We start from the raw sequence: 15,088 nt of genomic DNA, 5'->3' as shown, positions 1-15,088 counted from the left end.
GATAGTCGACACCACCGTGCACGGCAACGGGCGACTGGCATTCCTGCTGCTGGGCGGACTCTCCCTGCTGGCCGGACTCGACGGGGCACTGCTCCTGCTGGGCCTCTCGGCGCCGGTGGTCACCGCACGCCTGGCGGATGTGCACGGACCCCTGATGGTCTTCGGGTTCGTGGGCACCGTGGTCGTGCTGGAGCGGGCCGTCGCCGTGCGCAAGAACTGGGCCTTCCTGTCGCCGGGGCTGCTCGGCCTCGGTGGCCTGGCGCTCATGTCGCCGCTTCCCCTGATGGTCGGCCAGCTCGCCTTCGTCGCCGGGTCCGCCGTGCTCCTGGTCATCTACCGGGCGATCTGGCTCCGGCAGCCGTCGACGTCCGCCGCGGTGCAGGCGCTCGGTGCCCTGCTCGGCCTCACGGCCACCGTGCTCTGGCTCGGAGGCGTCCCGGTGCCCGTCCTGGTGCCCGCGATGACGCTCTACCTGGTCCTCACGATCGCCGGTGAGCGGCTCGAACTCGCGCGCATCTCACCATCCGTCGACCACCGGGCCGAAATCCGGATGCTGGCCGCCGGCCTGGTCCTCACCCTCGGCACCGTTCTCGCTCTCGTCTGGCCCGTGCTCGGCTACCCCGTTCTCGGGCTCGGGTTACTCGGGCTGGTGGCCTGGCTGTTCCGGCACGACGTGGCGACCCGGCTCATCCGCAGCACCGGTCTGCCTCGGTATATGGCCGCGTGCCTGCTGGCCGGGTACGGCTGGCTGCTTGTCGTGGGTGCCAGCTGGGTCATCGTCGGCCCGAGCTTCTCCGGTCCCGGCTACGACGCCGTGCTGCACGCCGTCTTCCTGGGGTTCGTGATGTCGATGATCATGGCGCACGCCCCCACCATCCTGCCGGCCGTCCTGCGCCGGCCGCTGCCGTACCGCCCGGTGCTCTACCTGCCGGTGCTGCTGCTGCACGTCTCCCTGCTGGTGCGCATCCTCCTCGGCGACGCACGCGACCTGCCCGCACTCGTGCAGTGGGGCGGCGTGGCCAACGTCGTGGCGGTGCTCCTGTTCGTGCTCCTGGCCGTGATCTCGGTGCTGCGCGGGGTGCCGCGCCGCCAGCCCCGGCCCAGCCAGCCAAACCCTCAACTGAAAGTCACACCATGAATCGCCGACTGTGGCACCGCATCACCGGGCTCCTGACTCCGGCGTGGCTCCTCCTCACCCTCATCGCCGTGCTCATCCACCGCTTCATCCCGGTCGCGCCGTGGCTGATGGTGCACCTCCTGTTCCTGGGCGCCGTGAGCACCGCGATCCTGGTCTGGAGCCAGCATTTCGCCGACACCCTGCTCCGGCACCCGGCCCCCGGCGGACGCGCCTCGCTCGCCGCACGGCTCGGCGCGCACACCGTGGGGGCGGTGCTCGTGATCACCGGCATCGTCGGCGGCTGGTGGCCTCTCGTGCTGGCCGGCGGCATCCTGGTCGGCGCGAATGCCCTCGCCCACGCCCTGCTGCTGTTCCGCCAGTCGCGGGGAGCGCTGCCGGCCCGGTTCGCGCCGCTGGTGCGGTACTACATCGCGGCCGGAATCGCGCTGGCCATCGGCGTGGCCCTGGGCGTGCTGATGGCGCGCACCGACATCGACGGCGACCCGTTCGAGCGCATGTTCATCGCCCACATCGGGCTCAACCTGTTGGGCTGGGTCGGCCTGACCGTCATCGGCACGGTGGCTCTGCTCTGGCCGACGGTGCTGCACGCCCGGGTGCAGACGACGCGCGCCTCGAACCGTGGAACCCTGCCGCTGTTCCTGGCCGGCCTCGCCGTGCTCGGCCTCGGCCTGCTGATCGACCAGCGGCTGGTCGCCGCCGCGGGCGTGCTGCTCTACCTGGTCGGCCTCGGACTGGTGCTGGTAGAAGCCGTGCGCCTGGCCAGGCAGTCCCCGGCCGTCACCTTCGCCGGCTGGAGCCTCGGCGCCGCCCTCGCCTGGTTCTTCGCCTGCGTGCTCGGGTTCGGCCTGCTCGTGGCGTTCGCGCCGAGTTGGGTTCTCGCGGCCGACCGGCTCGAGCAGCTGGTGCCGGTGTTCGCGGTCGGCTTCGCCGCCCAGATCCTGCTCGGAGCCCTCAGCCACCTGCTGCCGGTCGTGCTCGGCGGGGGACCGCGGGTCTCCAAGGCCACGGCCCGCGAACTCGAGCGCGGCGGCCTGTTCCGGGCGATCGTCGTCAACGTCGGCCTGATTCTGTACCTGTTGCCGGTGCCCAGCCTGGTGAAGGTCACCCTCTCCCTGCTCGTCGTCGGCACGCTCGCCTCCTTCCTGGTGCTGATGACGCGGGCCCTGCGGCAGAACCGCCGGCTGCGCGGGGCGACGGATGCGACGCCCTCCGGGCGTGCGTCGGCGTCACCGCAGGTTGCCCCGGCACCGCCACGCCGCACCGGCGCGACCATCACGGCCGTCGGCGCCCTGCTCCTGGCCGTGACCCTGGGGATCGCCCTGGACCCGGCCGCCGCCGGGATCGCGAGTGGCGGGGCATCCGTCGGCGCGGCCTCCGGCGACGTGGAGCCGACCGGCCACACGACCACGGTCGACGTCGAGATGATCGACACCCGCTTCAGCCCGGACAGCATCGAAGTGCCGGTCGGTGACACCCTGGTGATCAACCTGACCAACGCCGACGACATGGTGCACAACCTGGTGCTCGCCACCGGGGCGGTCTCCGGTTCCATCGCCCCCGGTGCCGGCCTGGCGTTCGATGCCGGCGTCGTGGGGGCCGACGTCGAGGGCTGGTGCTCGATCGCCGGGCACAAGCTTCTGGGCATGGTGTTCACAATCGTGGCCGTGGGCTCTGGCGGGGCGGATCCTGCCGCCGGCGACGAGCCCCTGGCGATGGATCACGGCCCCGCAGCCGCAGCCGCCGGCGTCGCGCCGAGCGCGGCGGACGACCTCGACCTGATGCGGGAGCCGGACGCCGACTTCGTCGCCCGCGACCCGGTGCTGGAGTCCGCAGGGGCGGAGACCGTGCACACCCTGACCATGCGGGTGGAGGACGTGGAGACCGAGGTGTCGCCCGGCGTCACCCAGACCCTGTGGACATTCAACGGCACCGCCCCCGGCCCGACCCTGCACGGCAAGGTCGGCGACGTCTTCGACATCACCTTCGTCAACGACGGGTCGATCCAGCACTCCATCGACTTCCACGCGGGTGCACTCGCGCCCGACCGGCCCATGCGCAGCATCAATCCGGGGGAGAGCCTGACCTACCGGTTCACCGCGACCCGGTCGGGGATCTGGCTCTACCACTGCAGCACGATGCCCATGTCGGTGCACATCGCGAACGGCATGTTCGGGGCCGTGATCATCGATCCACCCGGGTTGACCGCGGTCGACCGGGAATACGTCCTTGTGCAGTCGGAGCTCTACCTCGGAGCGCAGGGCGGGGAGGCCGACGCCGACAAGGTGGCGGCGCAGTTCCCCGACCTGGTGGTTTTCAACGGCAGCGCCAACCAGTACGGCGCTCGCCCGCTGACGGCGAAGGTGGGCGAGAAGGTGCGCATCTGGGTGCTCGACGCCGGCCCGAACGTGGGCAGCTCCTTCCACATCGTGGGCGGCCAGTTCGACACCGTCTACAAGGAGGGCGATTACCTGTTGCGTGACGGCGGCAGCACCGGCACGGGTGGCGCCCAGGTGCTCGACCTGGCCGTGGCCCAGGGCGGTTTCGTCGAGCTGACCTTCCCCGAGGCGGGCAACTACCCCTTCGTCAGCCACGTCATGTCCGACGCCGAGAAGGGTGCCCGGGGGATCGTCCGGGTGGCGCCGTGAGATCGACTCGGCAGTCCGGTCAGACCCCCGGCCAGGTCGTGATCGAACTCCACCGCTGCCCGGCGAAGACACCGTGACCGTGGCCAGGCGGCGGGTGCCGCTGCAGAGCACCTGCGCGCGTCCGCATCCGTGCAACGCCGTCATGCGGCTCACCATTCTCGGCCAGGTCCCGATCTTCCGCGACCTGTCGGCCGAAGACCTGGCCGACCTGGCCGACCGGATGCTGTCCCTCTCCTGGGCTCCCGGAGACACGCTGTTCGCCGCCGGCGAGCCGGCCGGGCACGTGTTCGTGCTCGCCGCCGGCCAGGCGAAGGTGTTCCGCTCCACCTCGTCCGGGCAGTCCACGAGCCTCGACTTCATCGGCCCGGGAGACGTGCTGGGCTCCCTGACGGCGCTCGACGCGGGCCGGTACCCCGAGACGGCGGTCGCGCTGGTCACCACCTGCGCCCTGCGCCTGGAGACCGCCGCCTTCCGACAGGTGATGCTCACGCATCCGCCGGTGGCGTTGCGCGTGCTCGACGTCGTCGTCGACCGTCTGCACCGGGCCCGGTCGATGGAGGCCGAGCAGGCCTCCGCCACCGTTACCACGCGGGTGGCGGCCACCCTGCTGCGCCTCGCCGACGCCTTCGGCGTGCCGGGGGAGACGGTCGGCACAACCCTGATCCAGCTGCCCCTGACCCGCGCCGACCTGGCCGCCATGACCGGCACGAGCGCCGAGTCGGCGTCCCGCGCCATGAGCGGCCTGCGCCGGCACGGACTCATCGATTCGGGTCGGCGCTGGACTGCCGTGCTCGACCGGCCCGGCCTGATTGCGGCAAAGTGACGGCCGTCATGGTCGCCGCCGCCGCGGGTTCGTAACGTCGTTGTCATGACAACGAACACCGCAACCCCGACATCCACCCCGACATCCACCCCGACATCCACCGTGCACACCATCCTGCGGGCCGACGGCTTCTCCTGCCCGTCCTGCGTCGCCAAGATCGAGAAGCAGATCGGCCGCCTCACCGGAGTCAGCGCCGTGACCGTGTTCTTCGCCACCGCCCGAATCGAGATCGACCACGACCCGGCCGTCGTCGGCACGGATGCCCTCATCGCCGCCGTCGGCAAGGCCGGCTACACCGCCCGCCTGGCCGCGTTCTGACCCGGTGACCCGGGGGGAGTGAGCTGACCATCGTGCGCCGCCACCTGATTCCCATCATTTCCGGCGGGTTGATCGCCGCCGCCTGGCTGCTCGGCCTCCTGCCGGTGCCCGCCATCGTCGCCGACTCGGCGATGGTGGCGGCCGCGGCCGTGGCCGGCTTCCCGATCCTGCGCACCGCCGGGCGCGCGCTGCTCGCCCGGGTCGTCGGCATCGACCTGCTCGTCTCGGTCGCCTCGATCGGCGCCGTCGTGCTCGGCGAATACGGGGAGGCCGCCGCCGTGACCTTCCTGTTCGCGATCGGGCACGCTCTCGAAACGGCCACCCTCAACCGCACCCGCTCCGCCCTGACCGCGCTCGTGGCACTGGCCCCCGACGTCGCCCTCGTGCTGCGGAACGGCGAGCAGGTCGAGGTCCCGGCCGGGTCCGTGCAGACCGGGGAGACCATCCTGGTCAAGAACGGCGCGCGGGTGCCCGTCGACGGCACCGTGCAGCAGGGCGCCGGCACGCTCGACGAGGCCTCCATCACGGGTGAGTCCCTCCCGGTGGACAAGAGCGCCGGAGACGGGGTCTTCGCCGGCACGATCTCGACCGGCGGCTTCCTCCAGGTGCTGGCCACCGAGGTGGGCGCGGCCACCACCCTGGCCCACATCGTGCACCGGGTCGAGGAGGCCCAGGAGGCCACGGCCCCGACCCAGGTCTTCATGGACCGGTTCTCGGCCTGGTACACCCCCGGCATCCTGGTGCTCGCCATCGTGGTGGGGCTGGTGACCGGTGACGTGCTCCTGGCGCTGACCCTGCTCGTGATCGGCTGCCCCGGCGCCCTGGTCATCTCCATCCCGGTCGCGATCGTCGCCGGGATCGGCCGCGCCGCGCAGCTGGGAATCCTGATCAAGGGCGGGGAGTTCCTCGAGACCGCCGCGAAGATCACCGTCGTCGCCGTCGACAAGACCGGCACCCTCACCCGAGGCCGCCCGGCCCTGACGGACGTCGTGGTGCTGAACCCCGACCTGACCCGTTCGGAGGTGCTCGGCTGGGCCGCGCGGGCGGAGGACGGCTCCGAGCATCCGCTGGCCGGAGCGATCGTGCAGGCCGCCGCGCAGGACGGTGCCCTGCCGGAACACATCATCTCGGTGCCCGGGCAGGGCATCGTCGCCGCGGTGGCCGGCCACACCGTGCTGGTCGGCAATCCGGCCCTGCTGCATGCCCGCGGGGTTCGGGGCACGGATGCCGCCACCGCGGTGGCCGACGAACTCGCCGCCCGCGGGCGCACGCCGCTGATCGTCGTGCTCGACGGCGTCATCGCCGGTGTTCTGGCCGTGGCCGACGAGGTGCGCCCCGACGCCGCCGACATGGTGGCGGCGCTGCACGCCGCCGGGGTCGCCCGGGTCGTCATGCTCACCGGCGACGGCCCGCGCGTGGCGCAGGCCGTGGCCGCCGATGTCGGGATCGACGAGATCCGGTCGTCGCTGCTGCCGGGCGACAAGCTCGATGTCGTCTCCGGGCTGCGGCGGGACGGCCACGTCGTGGCGATGGTGGGAGACGGCGTCAACGACGCCCCGGCCCTGGCCACGGCGGACATCGGCATCGCGATGGGCGCGGCCGGTTCGGCCGTCGCGGTCGAGACCGCCGACATCGCTCTGATGGGCGACAACCTGCTGATGCTCCCCGCCGCCGTCGACCTGGCCCGCCGCACGGTGCGCGTCATGCACCAGAACGTGGCTCTCGCCCTAGTCACGGTGGCCCTGCTGCTGGCCGGGGTGCTGCTCGGCGGCGTGACCATGGCCGTCGGCATGCTCGTGCACGAGGCATCCGTGCTGATTGTGATCGTGAACGCGATGCGCCTGGTGCGCCGGTCCGGGCCGCGTGCGGAACCGGCAGCACGGAAAAAGTCGGAGAAATCAGAGAAATCGGAGAAACAGGAGATGATGGCCTGATGACGTCGTCCTACCCCGTGTCGAGCTACCGCACGCTCGCCTCGTTCAGCAGGATCCAGCTGCTGTACTTCCTGCAGCAACGCGGGACGATGACGGTGGGGGACCTGGCGGAGGCCACCGGTCTGCACCACAACACGGCCCGGGAGCACCTCCAACGCCTGATCGGCGATGGTTTCGTCACCTGCCGGCCGGAACGAAAGGACTCCAAGGGCCGGCCCCGGATGCTGTACAGCGCCGCAGCCGGCCCGGACCACGCCGACGGGTCCATCCGGGCGGCGAAGGCTGAGGCCGCCGAGCGCCACGGCGATCAGGTGCGACGGATGCTGCGGGTCGAGGCCGTCATCCACTCGCCGCTGCAGCGGCAACTGGACGCCCTCGACGACCACCTCGACGGGTCCGGCTTCGACGCCCGGCTCGAGATCGACGGTGCCGTCGGCGACCGGGTGCACCTGCACGAGTGCCCGTACAGCGAGATGGTCAAGGCGCACCCGGAGGTCTGCCGGGTGCACTTCGGACTGCTGAAGAGCCTGCTCGAAGGGACCGAGGGCCCGCTGAGCGCCGACGCGCTGCATCCGCTGGTCGAACCCAACACCTGTGTCCTCGACCTGCACCGTTCCGACGTCGAACCCGCCCCGGACGTGCAGCCTCAGCCGGCAATCATTTATCACGGCGTTTCCGGCTTGTAGCGATTTTGGCCGCCCCTGAGACTGGACTCCGAGGGTGGTTGCCGACCGTGGCGACCCCGGGCAGTGCAAGGGGTACGTTGTGAAAACAGTCAAGAATTCGGCCTTCGTCAAGCCGGCCAAGACCCTGCCGGTCAAGCCCGGCATCGACGGCCCCATCGACGACACGATTCTGAAGCTCGGACGGTTCCTGCGCCGCGGCAAGGCCTCGCCCGACCTGCGATCCGTGTTCCTCGAGGGCGGCCGTGACGCCGACTCGTTCTACCGCGACCGCTGGACCCACGACAAGGAGGTGCGGTCCACCCACGGCGTGAACTGCACCGGCTCCTGCTCCTGGAAGGTGTACGTCAAGGACGGCATCATCACCTGGGAGACCCAGCAGACCGACTACCCCTCCGTCGGCCCCGACTCACCCGAATACGAGCCCCGCGGCTGCCCCCGTGGCGCCGCCTTCAGCTGGTACACCTACTCGCCGACCCGGGTCAAGTACCCCTACGTGCGCGGTGTGCTGCTCGACCTGTTCCGCGCGGCGAAGGCCCGCACCGGCGACCCGGTGCTCGCCTGGGCGGAGGTCACCGGTGACCCCGAGAGTGCCCGCGCCTACAAGAGCGCCCGCGGCAAGGGCGGTCTGGTGCGCACCAGCTGGGACGAGGCGTCCGAGATCGTCGCCGCCGCCCACGTGCACACCATCAAGAAGTACGGCCCGGACCGCATCGCCGGCTTCTCACCGATCCCCGCCATGTCGATCGTCTCGCAGGGGGTGGGCAACCGGTTCATCTCCATGCTCGGCGGCACCATGCTCTCGTTCTACGACTGGTACGCCGACCTGCCCGTCGCCTCGCCGCAGGTGTTCGGCGACCAGACCGACGTGCCGGAATCGGCCGACTGGTGGAACTCCTCCTACCTGATCATGTGGGGCTCCAATGTGCCGGTCACCCGCACCCCCGACGCTCACTTCATGGTCGAGGCCCGGTACAAGGGCCAGAAGGTCATCACCGTCTCGCCCGACTACGCCGACAACTCCAAGTTCGCCGACGAGTGGCTGGCCGTGCATCCCGGCACCGACGGTGCGCTCGCGCTGGCCATGGGCCACGTCGTGCTCAAGGAATTCCTGGTCGACCGCCGCACGCCCCGCTTCGTCGACTACATGAAGCGCTACAGCGACTCCGCCTACCTGATCAGTCTCACCCCGCGCGGAGACGCGTACGTTCCCGGCAAGTTCGTGACCGCGGATGCCCTCCCGGGCCTGGACCCGACCGTCGCCAGCGCCGCGTTCAAGCCGGTGCTTCTGGACCAGAACGGCCAGGTGGTCGTGCCCAACGGTTCGATCGGGCACCGTTTCTCCGAGACCGACGTCGGCAAGTGGAACCTCGACCTCGAGGGTGTCGACCCGCTGCTGTCGATCGCGGACGCGCCCGACTACGACCAGGCATCCGTGGCCATCGACATGCCCCGGTTCGACGTGGCTCCGGAGACCGACGAGATCGGTGAGCAGCACGCGGGCGGCGCGGGCGTCATCCGTCGCGGCGTGCCCGTGCGGATGGTGGCCGGCCAGCTGGTCACCACCGTGTTCGACCTGCTGCTCGCGCAGTACGGCGTCGGCCGCCCCGGCCTGCCCGGCGTCTGGCCCACCGGCTACGACGATGCCACCTCGCCCGGCACCCCCGCCTGGCAGGAGGGCATCACCTCGGTGCCGATGCAGGCCGCCGAACGGATCGGCCGCGAGTTCGCGCAGAACGCGGAAGACTCCAATGGGCGCTCGATGATCCTGATGGGCGCCGGAACCAACCACTGGTTCCACTCCGACACCATCTACCGCGCCTTCCTCGCGCTGACCACCATGACCGGCTGCCAGGGCGTCAACGGCGGCGGCTGGGCCCACTACGTCGGCCAGGAAAAGGTGCGCCCGCTCACCGGCTACGGTCAGTACGCGTTCGGCCTGGACTGGGTGCGCCCGCCCCGCCAGATGATCGGCACGGGCTTCTTCTACCTGGCCACCGACCAGTGGCGCTACGACGGCCTCTCCGCCGACACCCTGTCCAGCCCGCTCGGCGTGGGCACCTTCAAGGACCGCACCACCGCCGACTGCCTGGTCGAGTCGACCAAGCGCGGCTGGATGCCCGGCTACCCCACCTTCAACCGCAACTCGCTCGACCTCGTCGACGACGCGGTCGCCGCGGGTGTGGACCCGGCGCAGTACGTGGTCGAGTCCCTCGGCGACGGCACCCTCGAATACGCCATCGAAGACCCGGATGCGCCGGAGAACTTCCCCCGCATCCTGGACATCTGGCGGGCCAATGTGATCGGCTCCTCCGGCAAGGGCAACGAGTACTTCCTCAAGCACCTGCTCGGCACCAAGAACGCCGTGCGCGCCCCCGAATCGCCGCCGGAGAAGCGCCCGAAGACCATGAAGTGGCACGAGACCGCGCCCGAGGGCAAGCTCGACCTGATGGTCACCAGCGACTTCCGCATGACGAGCACCACCATCTTCAGTGACGTGGTGCTGCCGCCGGCCACCTGGTATGAGAAGAACGACCTGTCGACGACCGACATGCACCCGTTCATCCACTCGTTCAACCCGGCGATCGCCCCGCCGTGGCAGGCGAAGACCGACTTCGACATCTTCCACATCCTCGCCGAGAAGATCTCCGAGATGAGCGTGGAACACCTCGGGGTGCGGAAAGACCTCGTCGCCGTTCCACTGCTGCACGACACCCCGGATGCGATGAGTGCCCCGCACGGCATCGTCGACGACGGCCAGGTGCTGGTGCCCGGTGTCACCATGCCCAAGCTGGTCGTGGTCGAACGGGACTACCCGGCCTTCTCCGCCCGGCTCGGCGCCCTCGGGCCGCTGACCGAGAAGCTCGGCATGGTCACCAAGGGCGTCAAGTTCAACCCCGACGTCGAGGTGGCCTACCTCGCGCAGAAGAACGGGCTCGTGACGAGCGGGCCCGCCGCCGGCCGGCCGCAGTTGAAGACCGCCATCCAGGCCTGCGAAATGGTGCTCGCCCTCTCCGGCACGACCAACGGCCGGCTCGGCACGCAGGGCTTCCGCCAGATGGAAGAACGCACCGGCCAGAAGCTGGCGCACCTGGCCAGCGACAACGAGGGCCGCCGCTTCTCCTACCCGGATGTGCAGGGCGCCCCGGTGCCGGTGCTCACCTCCCCGGAATGGTCCGGCAGCGAGCACGGCGGCCGACGCTACAGTGCGTTCACGATCAACGTGGAGCATCTGAAGCCCTGGCACACCCTCACCGGGAGACAACACTTCTACCTCGACCACGACTGGATGATCGAACTGGGGGAGACCCTGCCGATCTTCCGGCCGCCGCTGGACATGCACCGCCTGTTCGATGATTCCATCGTCGGGGCGACCACTGCCACCGGCGCGGCCGGCTCGAAGGGTCGCGCCGAGGTGGCCGTGCGCTACCTCACCCCGCACTCGAAGTGGTCGATCCACTCCGAGTACCAGGACAACCTGATGATGCTGTCGCTGTCCCGCGGCGGGCCCACCATCTGGATGTCCCCGCTCGACGCCGACAAGATCGGGGTGCGCGACAACGAGTGGATCGAGTCCTACAACCGCAACGGCGTCGTCGTGGCCCGCGCGGTGGTCTCGCACCGGATGCCCGAGGGCACCGTGTACATGTACCACGCGAAGGACCGCACCATCAACGTGCCGATCGCGGAGACGAGCGGCATGCGCGGCGGCACGAACAACTCGCTCACCCGGATCCTGCTGAAGCCGAGCCACCTGATCGGTGGCTACGCCCAGCTGTCCTTCGCTTTCAATTACCTCGGCCCGACCGGGAACCAACGCGACGAGGTCACCGTGATCCGTCGACGCAGCCAGGAGGTTGAGTACTAAATGCGCGTAATGGCTCAGATGTCGATGATCATGAATCTCGACAAGTGCATCGGGTGCCACACCTGTTCGGTCACCTGCAAGCAGGTGTGGACCAACCGCACCGGCGTCGAATACGTCTGGTTCAACAACGTGGAGACCAAGCCCGGCGTCGGTTACCCGCGCCGCTATGAAGACCAGGAGAAGTGGAAGGGCGGCTGGCAGCGCAACAAGCGCGGACGCCTGAAACTGCGCTCCGGCGGCCGGATCAAGCGCCTCGCCACCATCTTCAACAACCCCGACCTCCCCGTGATCGACGACTACTACGAGCCGTGGACCTACGACTACGACATGCTGACCAAGGCTCCGCTGAGCACGGAAAGCCCCGTAGCCCGGCCCAAGTCGCTGCTCACCGGCCAGAACATGGACATCAAGTGGTCCGGCAACTGGGACGACGACCTCGGCGGCTCGCAGGAGACCGCGGCCGACGACCCCATCCTCGCCACCATGAGCGAGCACGTGAAGATGGAGTTCGAGAACACGTTCATGTTCTACCTGCCGCGCATCTGCGAGCACTGCCTGAACCCCGCCTGCGTCGCCGCCTGCCCCTCCGGCGCCATGTACAAGCGCGAGGAGGACGGCATCGTCCTCGTCGACGAAGACGGATGCCGCGGCTGGCGCATGTGCGTCTCCGCCTGCCCCTACAAGAAGGTCTACTTCAACCACAAAACGGGCAAGGCCGAGAAATGCACGCTCTGCTACCCGTTGATCGAGCAGGGCAAGCCCACCATCTGCTCGGAGACCTGCGTCGGCCGGCTGCGCTATCTCGGCCTGATGCTCTACGACGCCGACGCGGTCCTCGCGCAGGCCTCGGTCGAGAACGAGCACGACCTGCTGGACGCCCAGCGCGCCTGCTTCCTCGACCCGTTCGACCCGGAGGTCATCGCCGCGGCGAAGGCCGAGGGCATGGAGGACGACTGGATCCTCGCGGCCCAGAACAGCCCGATCTACAAGCTCATCTCCGAGTACAAGGTGGCCCTGCCGCTGCACCCGGAATACCGCACCATGCCCATGGTCTGGTACATCCCCCCGCTGTCCCCGGTGGTCGACGTCATCTCGACCACCAACAACGACGGGGAGGATGCCCGCACCCTGTTCGCCGCCATCGACAAGCTCCGCATCCCGGTGGAATACCTCGCCGGGCTGTTCTCGGCCGGGGACGTCGTCCCCGTCGAGGACTCCCTGCGGAAGCTCGCGGCCATGCGGTCCTACATGCGCGACATCAACCTGGGTCGCGATCGGGACGAGTCGATCCCGGCGGCGGTCGGCATGACCGGCACCGAGATCGAGGCCATGTACCGTCTGCTGGCCATCGCCAAGTACGAGGACCGCTACGTCATCCCCAAGGCGCACGTCGAGACGGCGCGCGAGCTGGAGGAACTCGCCTGCTCGCTCGACACCGACGGCGGCCCCGGCATGGGCGGCCCCACCGCTTCCACGGCGGCCGGCCCCTACGGCAAGACCCCCGGGATGCCGCTGAACGCGACCGTCGACAACTACAACGAGATGGTCGGTAAGGGCGGGGAGCGAACGAAACCGACCACGCCGGGCCGGGTCAACCTGCTGAACTGGACCGGCAACGGTGTGCCGAAGGGCATGTTCCCGCCCAGAACGGCCGATGGCGCCACCGGGAGCCCCGCATGAGGCTGCCGAAGCTGCCGCCCCGCAAGGTCACGGCGCTGCCGCTGTCCGCGGAGGACGGCCGGATGGCGCACATGGCGGCATCCATCCTCCTCGACTACCCGAACGAGGAGCGACGGGCGCGCTTCGCGGCCGTCGCCGCGTCGGTGGCGCTGCTGCCGGATCCGCTCCGCCACGCCTTCGAGGCGTTCCTCAGCGCAGCGGATGCGATGACACAGCAGGAGCTGGAGATCCACTTCACGGCCACCTTCGACCTCAAGCGCAAGTGTTGCCCGTACCTGAGTTATTACGCCGCGGGGGACACCCGTCGCCGCGGCATGGCGCTGGTGCGCTTCGTCGAGGCCTACCGCGCTGCCGGCTGGGAGGTCGCGGCCGATGAACTGCCCGACTACCTGCCGATGGTGCTCGAATTCTCCGCCCTCAGCGACTCGCCGATCGCCCAGGAGCTGCTCGCGGCGCACCGGGACGGGATCGAGGTACTCCGCACGGCGCTCGAGGCCGTGCCGAGCCCCTACGCGCACGTCGTGGAGGCGGTCTCCCTGTCTCTGCCCAAGATCGACGAGGAAACGCGCCAGCGCTACCTCAACCTGGTGAACGAGGGTCCGCCGACCGAGACGGTCGGCATGACCTTCCTCGGCAATCTCAAACCGTTCTCGCCGTCCGGCGCGAACAGCGAGGAAGTACGGGTATGAATCCGCTCGACATTCTGCTCTGGGTGGCCTTCCCCTACGCCGCCGCCGGGGTCTTCATCGTCGGCCACCTGCTGCGCTACCGGTTCGACCAGTTCGGCTGGACCTCGCGGTCGAGCCAGACCTACGAGAACAAGTGGCTGCGCTGGGGTTCGCCGATGTTCCACTACGGGATCCTGATGGTCTTCGGCGGGCACATCGTCGGGCTCTTCATCCCCAAGCCGTGGCTCGAGTTCTTCGGCGTCACCGAGCACATCTACCACCTCGGGGCCACCTGGCTGGGCAGCGTCGCCGCAGTGCTGACCATCGCCGGCCTGGTCATCCTGCTGGTCCGTCGTCGCCTGGTCGCCCGGGTGAAGCTGGTCACCACCGTGATGGACAAGGTGATGTACCTGTTCCTGGCCGGCACGATCGTGTTCGGCACGATCGCGACCGTGCTGTACCAGGTGCTCGGGGCCGGCTACGACTACCGCGGGTCGATCTCACCGTGGATCCGCAGCCTCTACGGCTTCCAGCCGGACCCGGCACTGATGAGCGATGTTCCGTTCTTCTTCCAGCTGCACGTGCTCTCTGCCACAAGCCTGTTCCTGCTGTGGCCCTTCACCCGCCTGGTGCACGTCTTCTCGGCGCCGCTCGGCTACTTCGTGCGGCCCTATATCGTCTACCGCTCGCGGGACGGGCACCGCGGAGCGGGTGCCGTGAAGGCCCGGCGCGGCTGGGAGAAGAGCGAACTTCCCCGCGACACCCGCGACAAGGAAGGCAGCCGCCGCTAGCTGTACCCGGCCAGGACACCCCGCGGGCTGGCCTGATCACCCAGCTCTGCGGTGACGCGCACCTCTCGAACTTCGGCGTGTTCGCCTCGCCGGAACGGCTGCTTCTGTTCGACCTGAACGTCTTCGACGAGACCCTCCCTGGGCCGTTCGAGTACGACGTGCTGCGGATGACCGCCAGTTTCACGATCGGCACCCGGAAGGGCAGGCAACGGAAAGCGGCGGAGGCGATCGGGGAGAACGCGCAGCGGAACGCCGCGAAGGCCCGCAGCCGCAACAGCCGGCAGGCCCTCTCCAAGCTCGCCGAGTACGTCGACGGGCAGTACCGGATCGTCAGCCAGCCGCCGATCGTCATTCCGGCCCGGGAGCTGTTGGATGACCGGCGTCATCTGCTCGAGCGGTTCCAGCTCGTCGACGTGGCCCGCAAGGTCGTGGGCGTCGGCAGTGTCGGCACCCGGTCCTTCATCGCCCTGCTCCAGGGCCGTGCAGGGGCAACTCAGCACAGCCTGTACTTCGTGGCGGGATTCCGCCGAGCTGCCTAGC

The 15,088-nt window shown here is 69.5% G+C and carries 11 protein-coding genes; all 11 read left to right on the top strand.

Translation table 11 applies throughout. The annotated features are described in order from the left end of the window. The first annotated feature begins 16 nt into the window (after positions 1-16). The 11 genes from E3T23_RS06135 (at position 17) to E3T23_RS06085 (ending at position 15,087) form a co-directional block, all read left to right on the top strand. Positions 17-1,138, top strand: coding sequence for a hypothetical protein (locus E3T23_RS06135; protein ID WP_134369499.1), 1,122 nt, complete (start codon positions 17-19; stop codon positions 1,136-1,138). Then, the gene (locus tag E3T23_RS06130; RefSeq protein WP_134369498.1) at positions 1,135-3,783 is read left to right on the top strand and encodes a multicopper oxidase domain-containing protein; all 2,649 of its coding nucleotides are present in this window, start codon (positions 1,135-1,137) and stop codon (positions 3,781-3,783) included. The genes E3T23_RS06135 and E3T23_RS06130 overlap by 4 nt, the downstream gene beginning before the upstream one ends. Positions 3,784-3,925: 142 nt before the next feature. Then, the gene (locus E3T23_RS06125; protein ID WP_134369497.1) at positions 3,926-4,606 is read left to right on the top strand and encodes a Crp/Fnr family transcriptional regulator; all 681 of its coding nucleotides are present in this window, start codon (positions 3,926-3,928) and stop codon (positions 4,604-4,606) included. Positions 4,607-4,651: 45 nt separating this feature from the next. Further along, positions 4,652-4,924 carry a heavy-metal-associated domain-containing protein gene (locus E3T23_RS06120; RefSeq protein WP_134369496.1) on the top strand — a complete coding sequence of 91 codons (273 nt, stop codon included), beginning with the start codon at positions 4,652-4,654 and terminating at the stop codon, positions 4,922-4,924. A gap of 32 nt (positions 4,925-4,956) precedes the next feature. Beyond that, positions 4,957-6,858, top strand: a complete 1,902-nt coding sequence (locus tag E3T23_RS06115; protein ID WP_241977664.1) for a heavy metal translocating P-type ATPase — start codon at positions 4,957-4,959, stop codon at positions 6,856-6,858. After that, complete coding sequence (locus E3T23_RS06110) at positions 6,858-7,544, top strand: helix-turn-helix transcriptional regulator (RefSeq protein ID WP_134369495.1); 687 nt, start codon at positions 6,858-6,860, stop codon at positions 7,542-7,544. The genes E3T23_RS06115 and E3T23_RS06110 overlap by 1 nt, the downstream gene beginning before the upstream one ends. 79 nt (positions 7,545-7,623) lie before the next feature. Further along, on the top strand, positions 7,624-11,409 hold the full coding sequence (locus E3T23_RS06105) for a nitrate reductase subunit alpha (RefSeq protein ID WP_420898303.1): 3,786 nt from the start codon (positions 7,624-7,626) through the stop codon (positions 11,407-11,409). Then, entirely contained in the window at positions 11,410-13,089 is a 1,680-nt protein-coding gene (narH, locus tag E3T23_RS06100; protein WP_134369494.1) for a nitrate reductase subunit beta, read from the top strand. Beyond that, on the top strand, positions 13,086-13,778 hold the full coding sequence (gene narJ, locus E3T23_RS06095; protein WP_134369493.1) for a nitrate reductase molybdenum cofactor assembly chaperone: 693 nt from the start codon (positions 13,086-13,088) through the stop codon (positions 13,776-13,778). The genes narH and narJ overlap by 4 nt, the downstream gene beginning before the upstream one ends. Beyond that, the gene (gene narI, locus E3T23_RS06090; protein ID WP_134369492.1) at positions 13,775-14,548 is read left to right on the top strand and encodes a respiratory nitrate reductase subunit gamma; all 774 of its coding nucleotides are present in this window, start codon (positions 13,775-13,777) and stop codon (positions 14,546-14,548) included. The genes narJ and narI overlap by 4 nt, the downstream gene beginning before the upstream one ends. Further along, positions 14,491-15,087: a DUF2252 family protein gene (locus tag E3T23_RS06085; RefSeq protein WP_241977670.1), complete on the top strand. Its 597-nt coding sequence runs from the start codon at positions 14,491-14,493 to the stop codon at positions 15,085-15,087. The genes narI and E3T23_RS06085 overlap by 58 nt, the downstream gene beginning before the upstream one ends. Position 15,088: the final 1 nt, after the last annotated feature.

Source organism: Cryobacterium cheniae (assembly GCF_004403395.1).
Taxonomy (GTDB): domain Bacteria; phylum Actinomycetota; class Actinomycetes; order Actinomycetales; family Microbacteriaceae; genus Cryobacterium; species Cryobacterium cheniae.
This window is presented reverse-complemented; position numbering and strand designations above follow the sequence as displayed.

Coding starts and splice junctions, on each gene's coding strand:
- E3T23_RS06130 (WP_134369498.1), top strand. CDS start 1,135: ATGAATCGCCGACTGTGGCACCGCATCACCGGGCTCCTGACTCCGGCG.
- E3T23_RS06125 (WP_134369497.1), top strand. CDS start 3,926: ATGCGGCTCACCATTCTCGGCCAGGTCCCGATCTTCCGCGACCTGTCG.
- E3T23_RS06120 (WP_134369496.1), top strand. CDS start 4,652: ATGACAACGAACACCGCAACCCCGACATCCACCCCGACATCCACCCCG.
- E3T23_RS06110 (WP_134369495.1), top strand. CDS start 6,858: ATGACGTCGTCCTACCCCGTGTCGAGCTACCGCACGCTCGCCTCGTTC.
- narH (WP_134369494.1), top strand. CDS start 11,410: ATGCGCGTAATGGCTCAGATGTCGATGATCATGAATCTCGACAAGTGC.
- narJ (WP_134369493.1), top strand. CDS start 13,086: ATGAGGCTGCCGAAGCTGCCGCCCCGCAAGGTCACGGCGCTGCCGCTG.
- narI (WP_134369492.1), top strand. CDS start 13,775: ATGAATCCGCTCGACATTCTGCTCTGGGTGGCCTTCCCCTACGCCGCC.